Below are 14,099 nucleotides of genomic sequence, written 5' to 3'. Positions count from 1 at the left end.
ACGGTTCAGCTCCCGGTCGGTCGCACGAGGGCGGCCGCGGTGCGCAGCAGGATGCAGACGTCCTGCCAGAGCGACCAGTTGTCGATGTACGCGTTGTCGAAGCGGGCCCGGTCCTCGATGGAGGTGTCACCGCGCAGTCCGTGCACCTGGGCGAGTCCCGTGACTCCGGTCCGCATCCGGTGCCGGGCCGCGTAACCGGGGTACGTCTTGCTGAACTCGCCTACGAAGTAGGGGCGTTCGGGGCGCGGGCCGACCAGGCTCATGTCGCCCCGGAAGACGTTCCACAGCTGGAGCAGCTCGTCGAGCGAGCTCCGCCGCAGGAAGCGGCCGAAGCGGCTCATCCGCGGCTCGCCGGCCACGCTCCACCGGGTCGCGGACTCGTGCTCGTCGACCGGGCGGTAGGTGCGGAACTTCAGCAGCGTGAACGGCCGCCCGTCCTTGCCGACGCGCTCCTGCCGGAACACCACGCCCGGCCCGGTGCTCCGCCGCAGCACCGCGGCGCACACCAGCAGCAGCGGGCCCAGCAGCACCAGCAGCGTCCCGGAGACCGTGAGGTCCAGCAGCCGCTTGCCGAGGCTGCCGGGGCGCCACAGCCCCAGGTCCAGGCGCCGGCAGGCGAACCCGGCGAGCTGCTCACGGCTCGCGTACGACGGGCTGTCGGCGTCGACCTCCCACACCGCGCACCCCGACTCGGCGAGCGCCCGCAGCAGCGGACCCTGCGCGGTGCGCACCGAGGAGTGGACGCACAGCACGTCCAGGACGCCGTTCTGGACGATCGCCCGCTGCACCTCCTCACCGGTGGTGAGCACGGGCAGCAGTCCCTCGGAGCCGTCCGGCTGCGCGGCGACGACACCGACCGGCCGCACCCCGTAGCGGGGGTGGCGCAGGACGGCGGCGGCCACGCGCTGCGCGGTCGCCGCCGGGCCGATGACGAGCGCGGCGCGCGGGTGGCGCAGCAGCAGCCGGCGCCGCCGCAGGTGGACGACCGCGCGGCCGGAGCAGGCGGCCACGGTCTGTGCCGCCCACCCCAGGAGCAGGGTGCGCGCGGAGAGGGCGTGGGCCGGGGTGTGCGCCGCGACGAGCGCCCCCAGCGACACCCAGGCCACCGCGGTCCGGCCGCAGACGGCGGGCAGTTCGTCCAGCACGCCGTGCGCCCCGTGCGCCGGCCGGGCCCGGCGCGGGCGCAGCAGCGCCGTGGCCACCAGCAGCAGGGCGACCAGCAGTGGGCGGCTTGGCGCCCCGGTGAGCGCGAGCGCGCCCACGAGGACGGCGAGGCAGTCGGCGAGCAGCAGCGGCAGCGAGGAGGCGGGCCGGGCCGTGGGCCGCCGGGCCGGGAAACGGAACCCCGCCGCGCTCTCGCGCCGCGGCATCACCGTGACCGGTGGTGGGTGTACGGGCTGGACTCCGGGGGAGGGGACGGTGCTTTCCGCAGTCACGAGTGGATGGACTCCCTGCACTCGGTGGGTACGACGGGTGCCTTCGCCTCGGCTCCGGGGGACCGGCCGCCGAGCAGTTCGCGGTACAGGGCCGCGATGTCCCCGGCCGTGCGCCGCACGTCGTGCGTGGACAGGACGTGGCGGCGCCCCTGCCGGCCGAGCGAGGCGCGCAGCGGCGGGTCGAGCAGCAGCCCGGCGACGGCCGCGGCCAGCGCCGCCGGGTCCTCGGGGGGCACCAGGCAGCGGGACGCGAGCGCGGCCGGCAGGCTCTCCCGGGCGCCGTCCACGTCGGTCACCAGCACGGGCCGTTCGCAGGCCAGCGCCTCCAGCGGGGCGAGGGCCATGCCCTCCCAGCGCGAGGGCAGCACCACCAGATCGGCGGCCCGGTACCAGGGGACGACGTCGGCGACCGCACCGGCGAACAGCACGGACGCCGGGGCGCGGGAGCGCAGCCGGGCGTGGTCGGGACCGTCCCCGACCAGCGCGAGCCGGGCGCCGGGCACCTGGCCGGCGACCGCCTCCCACGCCCGCAGCAGCACGTCCTGTCCCTTCTGTCGACACAGCCGCCCCACGCACACCACCAGCGGGGCGGCTGGGTCGGCGTCCGGCAGGAGCGCGGCGCGTACGGCCGCCGCGGGGGCCGGGTGGAAACGCTCGGTGTCGATGCCGTTGGGGACGACGCTCCATCGTCCGGCGATGCCGGCCCGTTCGCCGGTGGCGCGCTCGGCCTCGCTCACGCACACCAGCCGGTCGGCCCAGCGGGCGGCGAACCGCTCCCAGGTGAGGGCCAGCTCCGCGGTGGTCCCGCCGACCGCCTCGAACGACCAGGCGTGCGGCTGGAAGACGGTGGGGATCCGTCCCCGTACGGCGAGCCGGCCCGCGAGTCCGGCCTTCGCGCTGTGCGCGTGCACGAGGTCGGGGCGCACCCGCGCCAGGACCCGCGCGAGCCGTCGCACCTCGCCCGGGAGCGAGGGTCCCGGCGCCCGCGAGGCCTCCCACCGCCGTACGTCCGCGCCCAGGGAACGCAGGTCCGCGGCGAGGGCGCTCTGGGGACAGGCCACGGTGACGCGCAGTCCGGCGGCGAGCTGAGCCCGCGCCAGATCCGTCACGACGCGGGCGACCCCGCCGTCCACGGGCTGGGTGAGGTGCAGGACCCGGGATCCGGTGTCGGGTTCTGGCTGGTGCATCGCGCGGTTTCCTCGCTCACGGTGTCGCTCGGACGGGCGGGAACGCGGTGCTTCCGGCCGACGGCGACGAAGCGCGCCGGCCCGCGTGGCGTCCCGCTGGGAAACGAGCCGAAAGCCCGGCGGGTCACCGCCGAGCCGAAAAACCGCGCCGCGATCGAACAAGCGGGAGAGGCCGCCGGCGGTGCGCGCGTACGCCGGGACACGCGCCGCCGGAGCCGCCCCGGCGCGTTGATCTCGGCGTTTCGTGTCCCGTCCCGTCGCGGGAGGGGCGCCAAAGGGCGCGGAGACGGCCTCGGGGGTCCATCGAAGGGGTGAGCGATAACAAGCTGATCATCCGAACAGCACGACGGTCACGGAGCGTCGCCGACGGCCCGGAGTGAGCGCTCGCAGTCATATGACGTGGTGATGTGAACCCGGGGGTGTGTCACCCCATTGGCGGCACAACCCCCGGCGGTGTCACGCGTTGACACAGCGCCGGGCATCCCCGCCCGGGTGTTCGTGTCAAAACCCCAAGGAGCACCTCTCCATGTCGCGTATCGCGAAGGGCCTGGTCCTGACCTCCGTTGCCGCCGCGGCCGTCGCCGGCGCCTCCGGCATCGCCGCCGCCGACAGCGGCGCGAACGGCATCGCCGAGCACTCCCCGGGCGTGCTGTCGGGCAACGTCGTGCAGATTCCCCTTCACATCCCGATCAACGTCTGCGGCAACACCGTCAACGTGGTCGGCCTGCTGAACCCGGCGTTCGGCAACACCTGCGTCAACGCCTGACGTCGCGCGACCGACGTCACGCGACCGCCGTCGCGACGCCGGTACGCCGTCGAACGGCCGTCCTCCCGCCGGAGGGCGGCCGTTCGTGTTGCCCCGGACGGGGCAGGGCCGAGGGTCCCGCCGGCACGGCCGGACGGGCTTCCCATCAGCGGACACCCCCGACGAGGGGGTGACGCGAAGTGCTCCCTCTGTTGCGGGGGGTGGCGGGCACTCCCACGGTGGTGGTGCGACCCGACGCACTTCGAAAGGAACCCCCATGCGTGGTCTGCCCGTCCGGCGTATCGCTTCCACCGCACTCTGCGCCACTCTCGTCCTCGGCATCGCCGCCCCCATCGCCCTCGCGGCAGAGGGTGACACGGCTGCCCGTGAGCGCACCCTTGCGGCGTCCCGAGCGCCCGTCCCCGGTGCGGACACGGTCACCTCCCAGCTCGAGCTCCTCAGCGCACTCGGCATCGTCCTCACCCCGGTCACCGAGCTCCTCGACACCGCCATGAAGGCCGACAACGGCCAGCTGACCGCCGACCAGGCGAAGCAGTTCGGCGACGCCGTCAAGCAGGCGGTCGCCACCATCACGACCGTGATCCCGGCGACTCCGGCGACCCCGCCGGCCACGACCACGCCGGACACGGCCGCCACGACGGACACGGCCGCCGCGACGGACACGGCCGCCACGACCACGGACACGGCCGCGACGACCGGCACGGACACGGCCGCGACGACCGCCACGGACACGGCCGCGACGACCGCCACGGGCACGGCGCCGACGACCACGACCCCCGCGGGCGCCACGGGCACGGCGCCGACGACCACGGTCATCACGGACCCGGCCACGACCAGCACCCTGCCCCTGCTCACCCGGAGCGCCGCCGAGGCGAAGGCGCGGACCGCGGCCGCCGACCTCCGGAAGGACGCGCTCACCGCACTTCAGCAGGCGCTCGACACGCTGCTCGCGGCCGTCACCTCCGGCGACGTCGGCCAGGTCCTCCCGGCGACCACGGCCGTGGTCAACGACCTGGTCGACCTGGTCGCGGCGACGCTGCTGGGCGGCGACCTGCCCGCCCCGACCCTGGCCGGCCTGCCGCAGCCGGCCGCCGCCCCGGCGACGTCCTCCACCCCGGCGACGCCCGCCCTGCCGGCGACGCCCGCCGCCCCGGCGCCCCCCGCCCTGTCGGCCATCACGCCGCCGGCCCGCACCGGCGCGCTGCTTCCCGCTCCCTGACGGGCGGCCCTCCCCCTCCGCACCCCGGCGCACGCACAGCCCCCGGCCCCGGCCGGGTGCTCCGCGCCGGGGTGCGGACATTTTGCGCCCACGGGGTTTCCGCATCCGGCGGGGATCGTTAGGCACGGCGTCAGACAGTCCCGGGTGACCTGAGCCAGCCGCGCGGCCGAGCCGCCGAGCCGCCCCAGTCGCCGAAGAAAGGAATCCGATGAAGTCCCTGAAGGCCGCCGCCGTCGTCGCCGGATCCATGGTGCTCGCCGGTGCCGCCGCACCCGCGTTCGCCCACACCCCCGCCGACCTCACCCCCACCAGCCTCAACGGCGCCGTCGACACGCTCACCCGGGGGCCCGCCCTCGACGTGATGCCGCTCCAGCAGCAGTCCGACGCCCTCGACACCGAGAACCAGAACTCCCCGCTCAACACCGTGAAGGACGCGACCGAGGCCCTCAACGACACCCACGCCCCGCTCCTCGGCGGGCTGCCCCTGCGGGGCTGACGCCCCGTTCGGGGCCTTTCCGGAGGGCCGGTCCCGCTACCGCACGGGACCGGCCCTCGGCGCTGTCCGAAGCGCCGTTCCCGGCACTGTTCGAGGTGGCCGTCCCCGGCGCGTCCCTCGTTCGTGTGGAGCACCCGCGTGGCGTCCTCCTCCCGGGTGAGAAGCCGCCCGGACGGCCTCCGGTACGCCGATAAGGTCGCGCGGTGACCTCAACCCCAAGCACCACCCACCCCTCCGGCGCGGCCGAACCGGGCACGCTCGTCGTGATGCCGTGGAGCGGCGAGGCCCCCGACGGCGGCGACATGCCCTACCTCCTCGCGTACTCCCTCGGCGACGCCGCGGCCGGCCCCGAGGCCTCGGCCGCCGCCATCGAGCGCCTGCTGAACGACAACGGCCTGCCCGTCGGGGGCGACCTCGTCGACGGCACCGAGCGGCCCGGCCTGCCGGTCGGCCTGCTCGTCGAGTCCGGCGCCGCCGTCCTGACCCTGCCGGGCCTCACCGCCCAGTGCGTGCCGCCACCCGAGTGGATCGCCGCCGTCGGCGAACGCGGCTACGCCTACCTCGTCTTCACCACCCGCCCCTGGCCCGAGGCCACCCCCGGCCGGCCGGTCGGGGCCGAGGCGCTGGCCGCGTTCGCCGGCGCCGACGAGACCCTCGAAGCCGCCGCGCACATCGTCCTGCCCGCCCGCAGCCTGCGCGGCTGACCCCGCCGGCCTCCCGGGTCGTCCGCACCCGGGAGCGACCGGCATCCGGTCCCGACCCGCCGGTGGGATGTGCGGACGAACCGACCTTCATCCGTCGCACTACTGCTGCACCCGGGCGATTTGCGCGGCGATGCGCTCTGACGGCGTTTTCCGGCTCGTTACTCGGTACGCACGCACCGCCCCCTCCCCGAACTCCGAAAGGGCCGCACCGAGATGAAGACGAAGTCGACCGCCCGAGGAACCCTCGCCGCCGTGCTCACCTGTGTGGCCGCCGCGGCCGGCGCCGCCGCCGCGACCCCCGCCGCCGCGATCGGCACGGTCCCCGTCCCCGTACCGCTGAACGGCGTCGAGAACTCCCTCCACCTGGAGATGCCGGAGGCCGCCGGCGAGATCCCGCTGCCCTCCACGGGCACGCCGGACGGCCCGCGCTACGTCGAGGGCCGGCTCGTCCCCGAGCGGGCCCTGCCGCACGTCCCGGTCCGCGCCGGGCTGCCCGGCGCGGACCTGCGCGCGCCCGTGCCGGCCCTCGGGGACGACTTCCACCTCTTCGACGTCGAGGCGCCCGCCTCCCACCTGCGCACTCCCAGCTCCGGACCGGCCCTGGACGTCCCGCTCACCGCTCCCGACGGCTCCGGCCTGCCGGGCCTGCGGCTGCCGCGGGCCGGCGTGGTCGCCCCGGTCCTCGAGACGGTGCGGGCCGGGGACCCCGGGCCGGGCCAGGGCCGGTAGGAGCGGGCCCAGGAGACGGCCACGGGCCCGGACGACCGTCCGGGCCCGTCGTCAGGTCGTGACCAGGAGGGCCGCCGGACGGTTACGGCTGTGGAGATCCGGACCGGACTGAGGACCGGACTCCACGAACCGGACGAGGAGCACACCATGGTCGTCAGCACCGACAGAACAGCAGTGAACGCGGTACCGGTGCCCGCGGCAGGACGCGGAATGCGGCGGGACGTGCTGCGCGGGCTGCTCGGCGCGACCGCCGCGCTGGCGCTCGCCCCGGTCGTCGCCGCCTCCCGGCCCGGGCGCCGCCAGGACGGCCCGCCGGACACCGGCTTCGACGAGACCTACCGCGGCAGGCGCCTGCGGGGCGTCCCGCTCCCCGCGACCCGCGCCACCGGCGGCGAGCGCTGGCGGGTCACGGTCGACGGCCGCCCCCTGCACCTCATGCGCCGGGCCGACGGCACCTGGCTGAGCATGGTCGACCACTACCAGTCGTACGCCACACCGCTGGAGGCGACCCGTGCCGCGGTGGACGAGCTGGGCCCGGGGGAGGCGCTGCGCGACACCGGCTCGGCCGGCGGCCGCGCGCACGAGGGGCACACAGGGTCGGGGGATCACCGTGGTCTACACCCGTAAGGACGTCAGCACGCTCACCGCCACCGAGCGGCGCCGCTTCGTGTCGGCCCTGCTGGAGGTCAAACGGCGCGGCGAGTACGACGAGTTCGTGCGCGTGCACATCGACTACTACGTCTCCGACGGCGAGGGCGGCCTGCGGACGGCCCACATGGCGCCCTCCTTCCTGCCCTGGCACCGCCGGTTCCTGCTGGACCTGGAGACGGCGCTGCGCCGGGTCGACCCGTCGGTCACCCTGCCGTACTGGGACTGGACCCGCGACCGCGGCAAGGCGTCCGTGCCCTGGACCGAGGACCTCCTCGGCGGCGACGGACGCGGCTCCGACCGCCAGGTGACGACCGGGCCGTTCGCCTACGCCACCGGGAACTGGACGCTCAAGGAGGGCGTGACCGACTCCGAGTTCCTCACCCGCGACCTCGGCCGCGCCCGCGACCCGATCGAGCTGCCCCTCGGGAGCGACGTGGAGTGGGCGCTGGAGGACCCCGTCTACGACGTCCCGCCCTGGGACTCCACCTCGCCGCGGGGCTTCCGCAACAAGCTGGAGGGCTGGGGGACCGGCCGGGGCAGCGCCGCCTGGCGCAACCACAACCGGGTGCACCGGTGGGTCGGCGGGGACATGGTCGGCGGCGCCTCCGTCAACGACCCCGTGTTCTGGCTGCACCACGCCTACCTCGACCTGCTGTGGACCCGCTGGCAGCGGCGTCACCACGACCACAGCTACCTGCCGGCCGAACCGCCGGCGGCGGGCAGCGGGCAGTACCGCCGGATCGTCGCCCGGCACGAGAAGCTGCCGCCGTGGGACGTGACACCGGACCAGCTGGAGGACGCGGGGCGGATCTACCGCTACGCGTGAGCCTCCCGTGCGTGGCGGGCCGCACATGGGCAGAGCCCCGGCGCTCGAGGTGCCGGGGCTCTGCCATGGGGTGGTGTGCGCGGGACGGCGTCAGTCGCCGTAGCTGCCGCCCGAGTGGCCGCCGTCCGCGTGCTCGCCGTTCTTGCCGTCCTCGCCGTGGTGGCCGTAGTCGCCGTGGTCGCCGTCGACGTTGGCGCAGGTGTTCCCGAAGGCCGGGTTCAGCAGAGCGATGACATTGACCGTGTTGCCGCAGACGTTGACCGGCACGTGCACCGGAACCTGGACGACGTTGCCGGACAGGACGCCCGGCGAGCCCACGGCCGCGCCCTGCGCCCCCGCGTCCGCCGTGGCCAGACCGGCCCCGCCGACCACCACGGCACCCGCGCCCAGTGCGACGGCCGTCGCCTTCGCGATGCGAGACATCACGTTCTCCTTAGTGACTCGGTTCGCGCGACGGCAGGAGGCGCCGCCGCACTCCCCGTTCAACGCCGGGGCGCGGGGCCGGTCACGGCACGTTCGGGCGGATCACCCTTTCCGCAGCTCCGCCAGCCGGCTCCACAGCGTCGACGGCGTCGCGAAGGTCTCCATCACCAGCAGTTCGTCCGGCAGTTCCACCGCCAACCGGTCCTCCAGCTCCGCGACCAGTCCCAGCAACGTCAGGGAATCCAGGCCGAGTTCGGTGAGGCTGGCGTCCGCGTCGACGGGTGAGTCCGCGTCGAGGAAGGGGAGCGTCTGCCGCAGGACGGATTCGAAGTCGCGGTAGGAAAGGTCGTTCACGCCTGCTCCTCGATGCTGTGCGGCCTTCGGGTGACGGGTGTGCTCCGTACGGGTCACAGTAATGCGTGGACGATCACCGGTCAGGGGCGCTGCCGGTGCGCGGAGACGAAGTCGGTGAGCGTGGCGATGGACTCCAGGCTGTCCAGGCTCAGGTCCAGGGCGGCCACGTCGACTCCGTAGCGCTCGTCGATCGTGCCCAGGAGCGTCACGCCCGCGAGCGAGGTGAGGCCGATCCGCGGGCCGAACAGCTCGGTGCCGGCGGGGAGTTCCGCCATCACGGCGGCGTCCAGACGGGCGGCCTCGGCGATCATCGACCGCAGCTCCCGTTCCACCGCCGCCCGGTCGTCGTCATGGGAGGGGGTGCGGGGGTCCGTCACGCTTCGGGGTCCTTTCGGGTGGAGACGTGCAGCCAGGCGGGAGGTGCCGGCAGGTCGCCGTGCAGGGTGCGCGCCAGAACGGCCGGCTCGGCGGCGGTCCCGGTGGTGTCCGGGGCGGTGTCCGGGGCGCTGTCCGCGGGCAGGGCGCGGCGAAGTCCCGCCTGGCGCAGCAGGATCCGCATCTCGAGGTTGGCGTCGGTCGGGCGAAGGGTCACCCGGAACTCGTCCGCGTCGGCCTCCCGGGCCTGTTCCATCAGCCAGAACAGGAAGGCGGCGGCGGCCCCCCGGCCGGCGACCCGGCAGGAGAGTGCCAGCAGCGGGACCGACCGGACGCCCGGTGTGCTCCGGTCGACCAGCGCGGCCCCGATGATGCCGTACTCGCCGAAGCGGTCGGCCATCCGGGCGGTGTACAGCGCGTGCCCCTCGGCGGCGGCCAGGTCGCGCAGCCGCTCGGGGGTCAGGCCGGAGGAGTTCAAACGGTGGGTCCGGGCGGCCAGTTCGAGCGCGCGCGGAACCTCCTCCGCCACGGCCTCGCCGACGGTGAGCCGCATCCCGCACCAGTGCAGGAACTCCTCCCGCGTGCCCTGGAAGCGCTCGCCCTCGGCGCGGCGGGTCTCCTCGGTGCGGTAGCGGCGCACCCGCTCCCGCGACTCGGGGGTGACGTCCCGGCCCTCGAACGCCGCCAGCAGCGCGGGCACCTCCTCCGGGCCGAGCGTGCGCACGCCGGGCAGCAGGGCCTCCACCTCGGCGCGCTCGTACGCCGAGTCGTCGATCAGGACGAGTGCCTCCACGGCGATCCCGAGGTCCTTGGCGATCCGGCGCAGCGACTCGCTCTTGTCCTGCCAGGACACCTGCGGGGCGAGGAAACGGCTCCGCAGCCGCGGTACGGCGTCCATCCGTTCGAGGACCGCGGGCGCGCTGCGGCTGGCGAGGCTGCTCAGCACACCGCGGGCCGCCAGCGCGTCGATCGCGGCGAGCATCTCGGGGCGGGGGACGGGGAGGTCGTCGGTGGGCGCCTCCACCGCGATCTCGTCCCACAGGGTGCCGTCCAGGTCCCAGACGACGCACTTGATCCGGTCGGGGTCGTACCCGCCGGTCCGGTCCGGCCCGGTCGTTCCGGCCGCCCCGGTCATCGGGCGTCCTGTCGCGGGAGCCGCAGCTTCATGGTCAGGGTGGCGGGGTCGAAGCCGAACTTGCGGTAGACCGTGCGCATCGGGACGTTGCCGACGTGGACGCGTCCGACGACCTCCGTGATGCCCTGCTCCAGGCAGAACTCCAGGCCCGCGGTGAGGAGCAGTTCGGCGACGTCGCCGCGGTTGTCCAGCGGGGCGACGGCGAGGGAGCGGAAGTTGGCGTAGCGGTCGCCGGTCATCGCGTTCTGGTTGACGCTCACCCACAGCCAGCCGACGGGCTCCCCGCCCGGACGGCCTGCGACGAGCATGCCCTCCCTGGACTTCTCCATGGCGCGGCCCAGCCGGGACGCCCAGCGGGCGGGGTCGTCGATGGCGTCCTCGCCGAAGGAGACACGGGCGATCTCGGCCTCGAACTCGCCGATGGCCGGCAGGTCGCTCTCCTGCGCCGGGCGGACGACGAAGGGCGCCGCCCGCCGCTCCAGCGCCGCGCGGTCGTCGGCGCTCGGGGCGTCCCAGCCGGACCGCCGGGTCTGCGGCAGCCCGGCGGGCGCGGGTGCCCCGGTGGGGGCGGACACCCCGGTGGGGGCCGCCGCCTGTGCCGGGACCGGCGTCTGAGCCGAGACGGAAGCCGGAGCCGACGTCTGGGCCGGTGCCGGTGCCGGTGCCGAAGCAGGTGCAGCTGCAGGTGCGGGGGCAGGTGCCGCGTCCGGTGCCTGAGCCGGGGCAGGTGCCGCGTCCGGTGTCTGCGCCGGGGCCGGGGTCTTGGCCGGTGTCTGCGCCGGTGTCTCCTCCGCCGCGACCAGGCGGCCCGGGCGGAAGGGGCCCTGCCCGCACTTCGGGCAGCCCTCGTCGCGCAGGGCGGCGACCGAGGCCCAGCGGGCGCCGGGGCCGACGCGGACCCGGGTGCCGCAGGCCACGCACTCGTACTCGCGCTGCCGGGTGCGCTTGTCGCCGGTGTAGAGGGGGCCGCCGTACTCGCCCTGCCGCGAGGTGGTCGAGGTGGTGGTGAGCAGGTGCTGGAAGAAGCCGACGCCGCCGAGGATGCCGCTGCCCTCGTACTCGTTGAAGTTGCGGACGTAGCCGTTGGTGACCAGGCCGAGGGCCTGGATCTCGCGCTGGACCTCCAGCATCTCGTCGGGGCTCTTGCCGCCGAAGGAGAAGAAGACGCTGTGCGCGGGTCCGGGGCGCAGGCCCTCCACGGCGCGCGACAGGAACAGCCGGGCGCCCTCCGGGGTGTAGGGCGGGTCGGTCATCGCGACGTCGAAGCCGTCGTGCAGCTCGGCGGGCAGCGGACGGCGCAGGTCGTGCTCGACGGTCTCGACGCGGGTGCCGAGGCCGGCCGACACCTTCCTGATGTGGGCGAGGATCTCGGGGGAGATGTCGACGACGGTCACCCGCTCGACGATCGGCGCCCCGAGGACGTCGCCGACGACCGCGACGGCCAGCGAGACGAGGTCGTCGTCGCCGATCAGCAGCAGCGAGCCGCCCGGCAGGGCGCCCGCGGTGAGCAGCGCGAGGACCCGGCGCACCTTGGTCTCGGCCGTGCAGTGGGACTGGTCGATCGCCATGTCGGCGGCCGGGCCCGTCTCCATGACGGCGCGCAGCCGCTCCACGGCCTCGTCGAGCACCGAGGGGATGACCAGCTCACGGCCGTCGCACGTGGTGCAGGTGGCGTCGAGGGTGAGGTCCATGCCGAGCCGGGCGACGACGTCGAGGCCGGCCGGGGTCAGCCGGGAGGGGCGCTCCTTGGTGACGAGGTCCCGGCGGCGCAGCTCGTTGCCCACGGCGGCCACGATGGGGACGGGCAGGCCGGTCGCGCGGCTGAGGTCCTTGGTGGAGGCGGGGGCCAGGCGGCGCAGGGCGCGGAGGACGGACCGCACTCCGGGCGGGCCCTCCTGGAGCCTGACGGCGTCCGCGACTTCCGTGAGCACGTGATCGGCGTGGGTACTCCGACGGTGTCGAGGCGCGTTCTTCACAAGGGAGCTCCGGGCGGGACCGAGGTGAGCAGGACCCTCCAGTATAGGCTCGGGGGGTCCGGGCTCCGGCCCGCCGAGGGGTCGTCGAAGGCCGGCCCAGGGGCTGCCGAGGGGGGCATCGACGGCCCGCCCAGGAGCCCGCGCGGATCACACGGGCCGGTGACGTGGGCCGGTGACGTGGGCCGGTCGATCGACCCGGTCAGCCGTTCGCCTCCCCCACCCTCTCGTTCCACTCCTTCTCCAGGGCCGCCGTCCGCGTCATGAGGTCGGCGATGCGGACGACCGTGGCGGCGCCCTTGCGGAACCGCAGGAAGAAGGTGTTGCGGGTCATCTCCCAGCGCCGGGACAGGGCGTCGGCGTCGGCCGCCCGCTCGTGCAGCGCGGGGAGGGCGCAGGCCTCGGCCGCCGCCCGCAGGAAGCGTGCGTTGAGGGCGCGCTGGCTGGCCAGCTCCCCGAACCAGGCGCTGACCTCGATCATGCCCACGGGGCTCAGGGCCGCGAACGCGTCCGGGGCGGCGCGCAGTTCGTCCGCGCAGTCGGCGAGCAGGGCGATGCCGCCGGACTCCCGGACGTTGCGGGCGAGCGCGGCGCGGTGGCGCTCCCCGTCCGGCTTCCCGGGGCGGCTTCCGGCCCGTACGACGAGGGTGCGGTTGCGCCAGTCGGGATCGCCCCTGCGGGCCTCGCCCAGAGCGTCCGAGGACATCGCGGCCGACAGCGCGCGGGCGTCGAGGGGGCCGTCGTAGAGGGAGCCCTGGTAGCGGTCGACGACCCGGAACACGGTGCCGGCGTCCTCGCCCTCGCTCTCGGCGCGGGAGCGGATCACGATCCGGTGCGCGTGGTGCTGCTGGCCGTGGAAGGCGCTGTGCGGGACATGGAAGGTGTCCACCCAGGCGATCACCGGAATTCCGTCACGCACCTGCGCGTGAATGTATTCCCCGGCTTTCTCCGGAGTTCCGTGCCGACGCAGTTCGGCGGTCGTACCATGCCATGCGTGGAGGATTTCCTCCGGTGTGCTCCGGTGAATTCCCAGGTGTTCCACCGGCCATTCGGTCTCGACCGTGTCCGCCCTTGGGTGATAGCCCCACTCGCAGCCCAGTACGCTCGGGTCGTGGCCGAGCCAGGCCGTCGTGATGCCGTAGGTCGCCGAAATGCAGTCCAGTGCCGAGAATTCCGCGTCCATCGTGCCCCGCTTTTCCAAGAACCCCGCTCCCTCGCTGTCCCCGCCGGAGCTGCCGCTTTCCGGACAATCCCATGTGACCTTCGAAAACCCCCTTGACGCAGGGCGCGCGCGAGCCCTAGGGCGCCCCGGATGCTACGCTGGGCACCACCGAGCGCCAGTGACCGGCCTCGTCGACCTTCCGCTTCTGCCGCGCAGACCAGCACAGATCTATGAAAGGAGACGGGGGCAGCGGTTCGCGTCCCCCGGTTCCCCATGACCAACTCCTCCGAGCTCGCCACCGAGGGCATAAACGTCGACGATTTGTGCTCGTACGCCGTCGACGTATGGGTGAGCGACCACAGCATCCTGACCGACGAACAGCGCCTTCTCCAGGTTCTTCGCACGGCCGCGGAAAAGGGAAACGCGACGGTCCTCGGTGAAGCGTCGCACGTCTTCCCCAACGGTGCCGTCACCGCAATTCTCCTGCTCTCCGCCTCGCACCTGAGCATCCACACCTGGCCGGAATTCAGCCTCGCCAACGTCGACCTGCTCGCCTACGGCCGGCTGAACGGCGAGCGGATGATGCAGAGCGTCGAGCTGGGCCTCTCCCCGACGAAGATCAACGTCACCCGCATGCTGCGCGCGGTGCACTGAGCCGCGCCG

General features: G+C 74.5%; 16 protein-coding genes. 8 read left to right on the top strand and 8 right to left on the bottom strand.

Going from position 1 to position 14,099, the window contains the following annotated elements:
• Window positions 1-5: 5 nt before the first annotated feature.
• Window positions 6-1,436: an exopolysaccharide biosynthesis polyprenyl glycosylphosphotransferase gene (locus ACFV9M_RS04325; protein WP_385068139.1), complete on the bottom strand. Its 1,431-nt coding sequence runs from the start codon at window positions 1,434-1,436 to the stop codon at window positions 6-8.
• Entirely contained in the window at window positions 1,433-2,623 is a 1,191-nt protein-coding gene (locus ACFV9M_RS04320) for a glycosyltransferase (RefSeq protein WP_385068136.1), read from the bottom strand. Before ACFV9M_RS04320 ends, ACFV9M_RS04325 begins: the two co-directional genes overlap by 4 nt.
• A gap of 526 nt (window positions 2,624-3,149) precedes the next feature.
• On the opposite strand from ACFV9M_RS04320, the gene ACFV9M_RS04315 reads away from it, so the two are divergent.
• From ACFV9M_RS04315 to ACFV9M_RS04285, 7 genes are all read left to right on the top strand, one after another.
• Window positions 3,150-3,389 (top strand): chaplin, encoded by a 240-nt coding sequence (locus tag ACFV9M_RS04315; protein ID WP_385068133.1) that lies wholly within the window; start codon window positions 3,150-3,152, stop codon window positions 3,387-3,389.
• A gap of 256 nt (window positions 3,390-3,645) precedes the next feature.
• A complete protein-coding gene (locus ACFV9M_RS04310) occupies window positions 3,646-4,608 on the top strand; it encodes a hypothetical protein (RefSeq protein ID WP_385068130.1) in 963 nt (320 codons plus the stop codon).
• A gap of 208 nt (window positions 4,609-4,816) precedes the next feature.
• Window positions 4,817-5,104 carry a hypothetical protein gene (locus tag ACFV9M_RS04305; protein WP_385068129.1) on the top strand — a complete coding sequence of 96 codons (288 nt, stop codon included), beginning with the start codon at window positions 4,817-4,819 and terminating at the stop codon, window positions 5,102-5,104.
• 203 nt (window positions 5,105-5,307) lie between these two features.
• Entirely contained in the window at window positions 5,308-5,808 is a 501-nt protein-coding gene (locus tag ACFV9M_RS04300) for a DUF5949 family protein (protein ID WP_385068126.1), read from the top strand.
• Window positions 5,809-6,021: 213 nt separating this feature from the next.
• Window positions 6,022-6,537 (top strand): hypothetical protein, encoded by a 516-nt coding sequence (locus ACFV9M_RS04295; RefSeq protein ID WP_385068124.1) that lies wholly within the window; start codon window positions 6,022-6,024, stop codon window positions 6,535-6,537.
• 147 nt (window positions 6,538-6,684) lie between these two features.
• The gene (locus ACFV9M_RS04290; RefSeq protein ID WP_385068171.1) at window positions 6,685-7,164 is read left to right on the top strand and encodes a tyrosinase family oxidase copper chaperone; all 480 of its coding nucleotides are present in this window, start codon (window positions 6,685-6,687) and stop codon (window positions 7,162-7,164) included.
• On the top strand, window positions 7,148-8,014 hold the full coding sequence (locus tag ACFV9M_RS04285) for a tyrosinase family protein (protein ID WP_385068122.1): 867 nt from the start codon (window positions 7,148-7,150) through the stop codon (window positions 8,012-8,014). The genes ACFV9M_RS04290 and ACFV9M_RS04285 overlap by 17 nt, the downstream gene beginning before the upstream one ends.
• A gap of 90 nt (window positions 8,015-8,104) precedes the next feature.
• Here ACFV9M_RS04285 and ACFV9M_RS04280 read toward each other — a convergent pair whose 3' ends face one another.
• From ACFV9M_RS04280 to ACFV9M_RS04255, 6 genes are all read right to left on the bottom strand, one after another.
• Complete coding sequence (locus ACFV9M_RS04280) at window positions 8,105-8,437, bottom strand: chaplin (RefSeq protein ID WP_385068119.1); 333 nt, start codon at window positions 8,435-8,437, stop codon at window positions 8,105-8,107.
• A 102-nt stretch (window positions 8,438-8,539) separates the two neighbouring features.
• The gene (locus ACFV9M_RS04275) at window positions 8,540-8,791 is read right to left on the bottom strand and encodes an acyl carrier protein (RefSeq protein ID WP_385068117.1); all 252 of its coding nucleotides are present in this window, start codon (window positions 8,789-8,791) and stop codon (window positions 8,540-8,542) included.
• An 80-nt stretch (window positions 8,792-8,871) separates the two neighbouring features.
• Window positions 8,872-9,168: an acyl carrier protein gene (locus tag ACFV9M_RS04270; RefSeq protein ID WP_385068114.1), complete on the bottom strand. Its 297-nt coding sequence runs from the start codon at window positions 9,166-9,168 to the stop codon at window positions 8,872-8,874.
• A complete protein-coding gene (locus ACFV9M_RS04265; RefSeq protein WP_385068111.1) occupies window positions 9,165-10,301 on the bottom strand; it encodes an HAD-IIIC family phosphatase in 1,137 nt (378 codons plus the stop codon). Before ACFV9M_RS04265 ends, ACFV9M_RS04270 begins: the two co-directional genes overlap by 4 nt.
• Complete coding sequence (locus ACFV9M_RS04260; protein WP_385068108.1) at window positions 10,298-12,232, bottom strand: GNAT family N-acetyltransferase; 1,935 nt, start codon at window positions 12,230-12,232, stop codon at window positions 10,298-10,300. Before ACFV9M_RS04260 ends, ACFV9M_RS04265 begins: the two co-directional genes overlap by 4 nt.
• A 244-nt stretch (window positions 12,233-12,476) precedes the next feature.
• Window positions 12,477-13,457 carry a BtrH N-terminal domain-containing protein gene (locus tag ACFV9M_RS04255; RefSeq protein ID WP_385068169.1) on the bottom strand — a complete coding sequence of 327 codons (981 nt, stop codon included), beginning with the start codon at window positions 13,455-13,457 and terminating at the stop codon, window positions 12,477-12,479.
• 252 nt (window positions 13,458-13,709) lie between these two features.
• Between ACFV9M_RS04255 and ACFV9M_RS04250 the strand changes: the two genes are divergently transcribed.
• Window positions 13,710-14,090 carry an S-adenosylmethionine decarboxylase family protein gene (locus tag ACFV9M_RS04250; protein ID WP_385068105.1) on the top strand — a complete coding sequence of 127 codons (381 nt, stop codon included), beginning with the start codon at window positions 13,710-13,712 and terminating at the stop codon, window positions 14,088-14,090.
• The last annotated feature ends 9 nt before the right edge of the window (window positions 14,091-14,099 follow it).

The organism is Streptomyces sp. NPDC059895 (assembly GCF_042731035.1).
GTDB lineage: Bacteria > Actinomycetota > Actinomycetes > Streptomycetales > Streptomycetaceae > Streptomyces.
The sequence above is the reverse complement of the archived record's forward strand: the minus strand, read 5'-3'. Positions and strand labels throughout refer to the sequence as shown.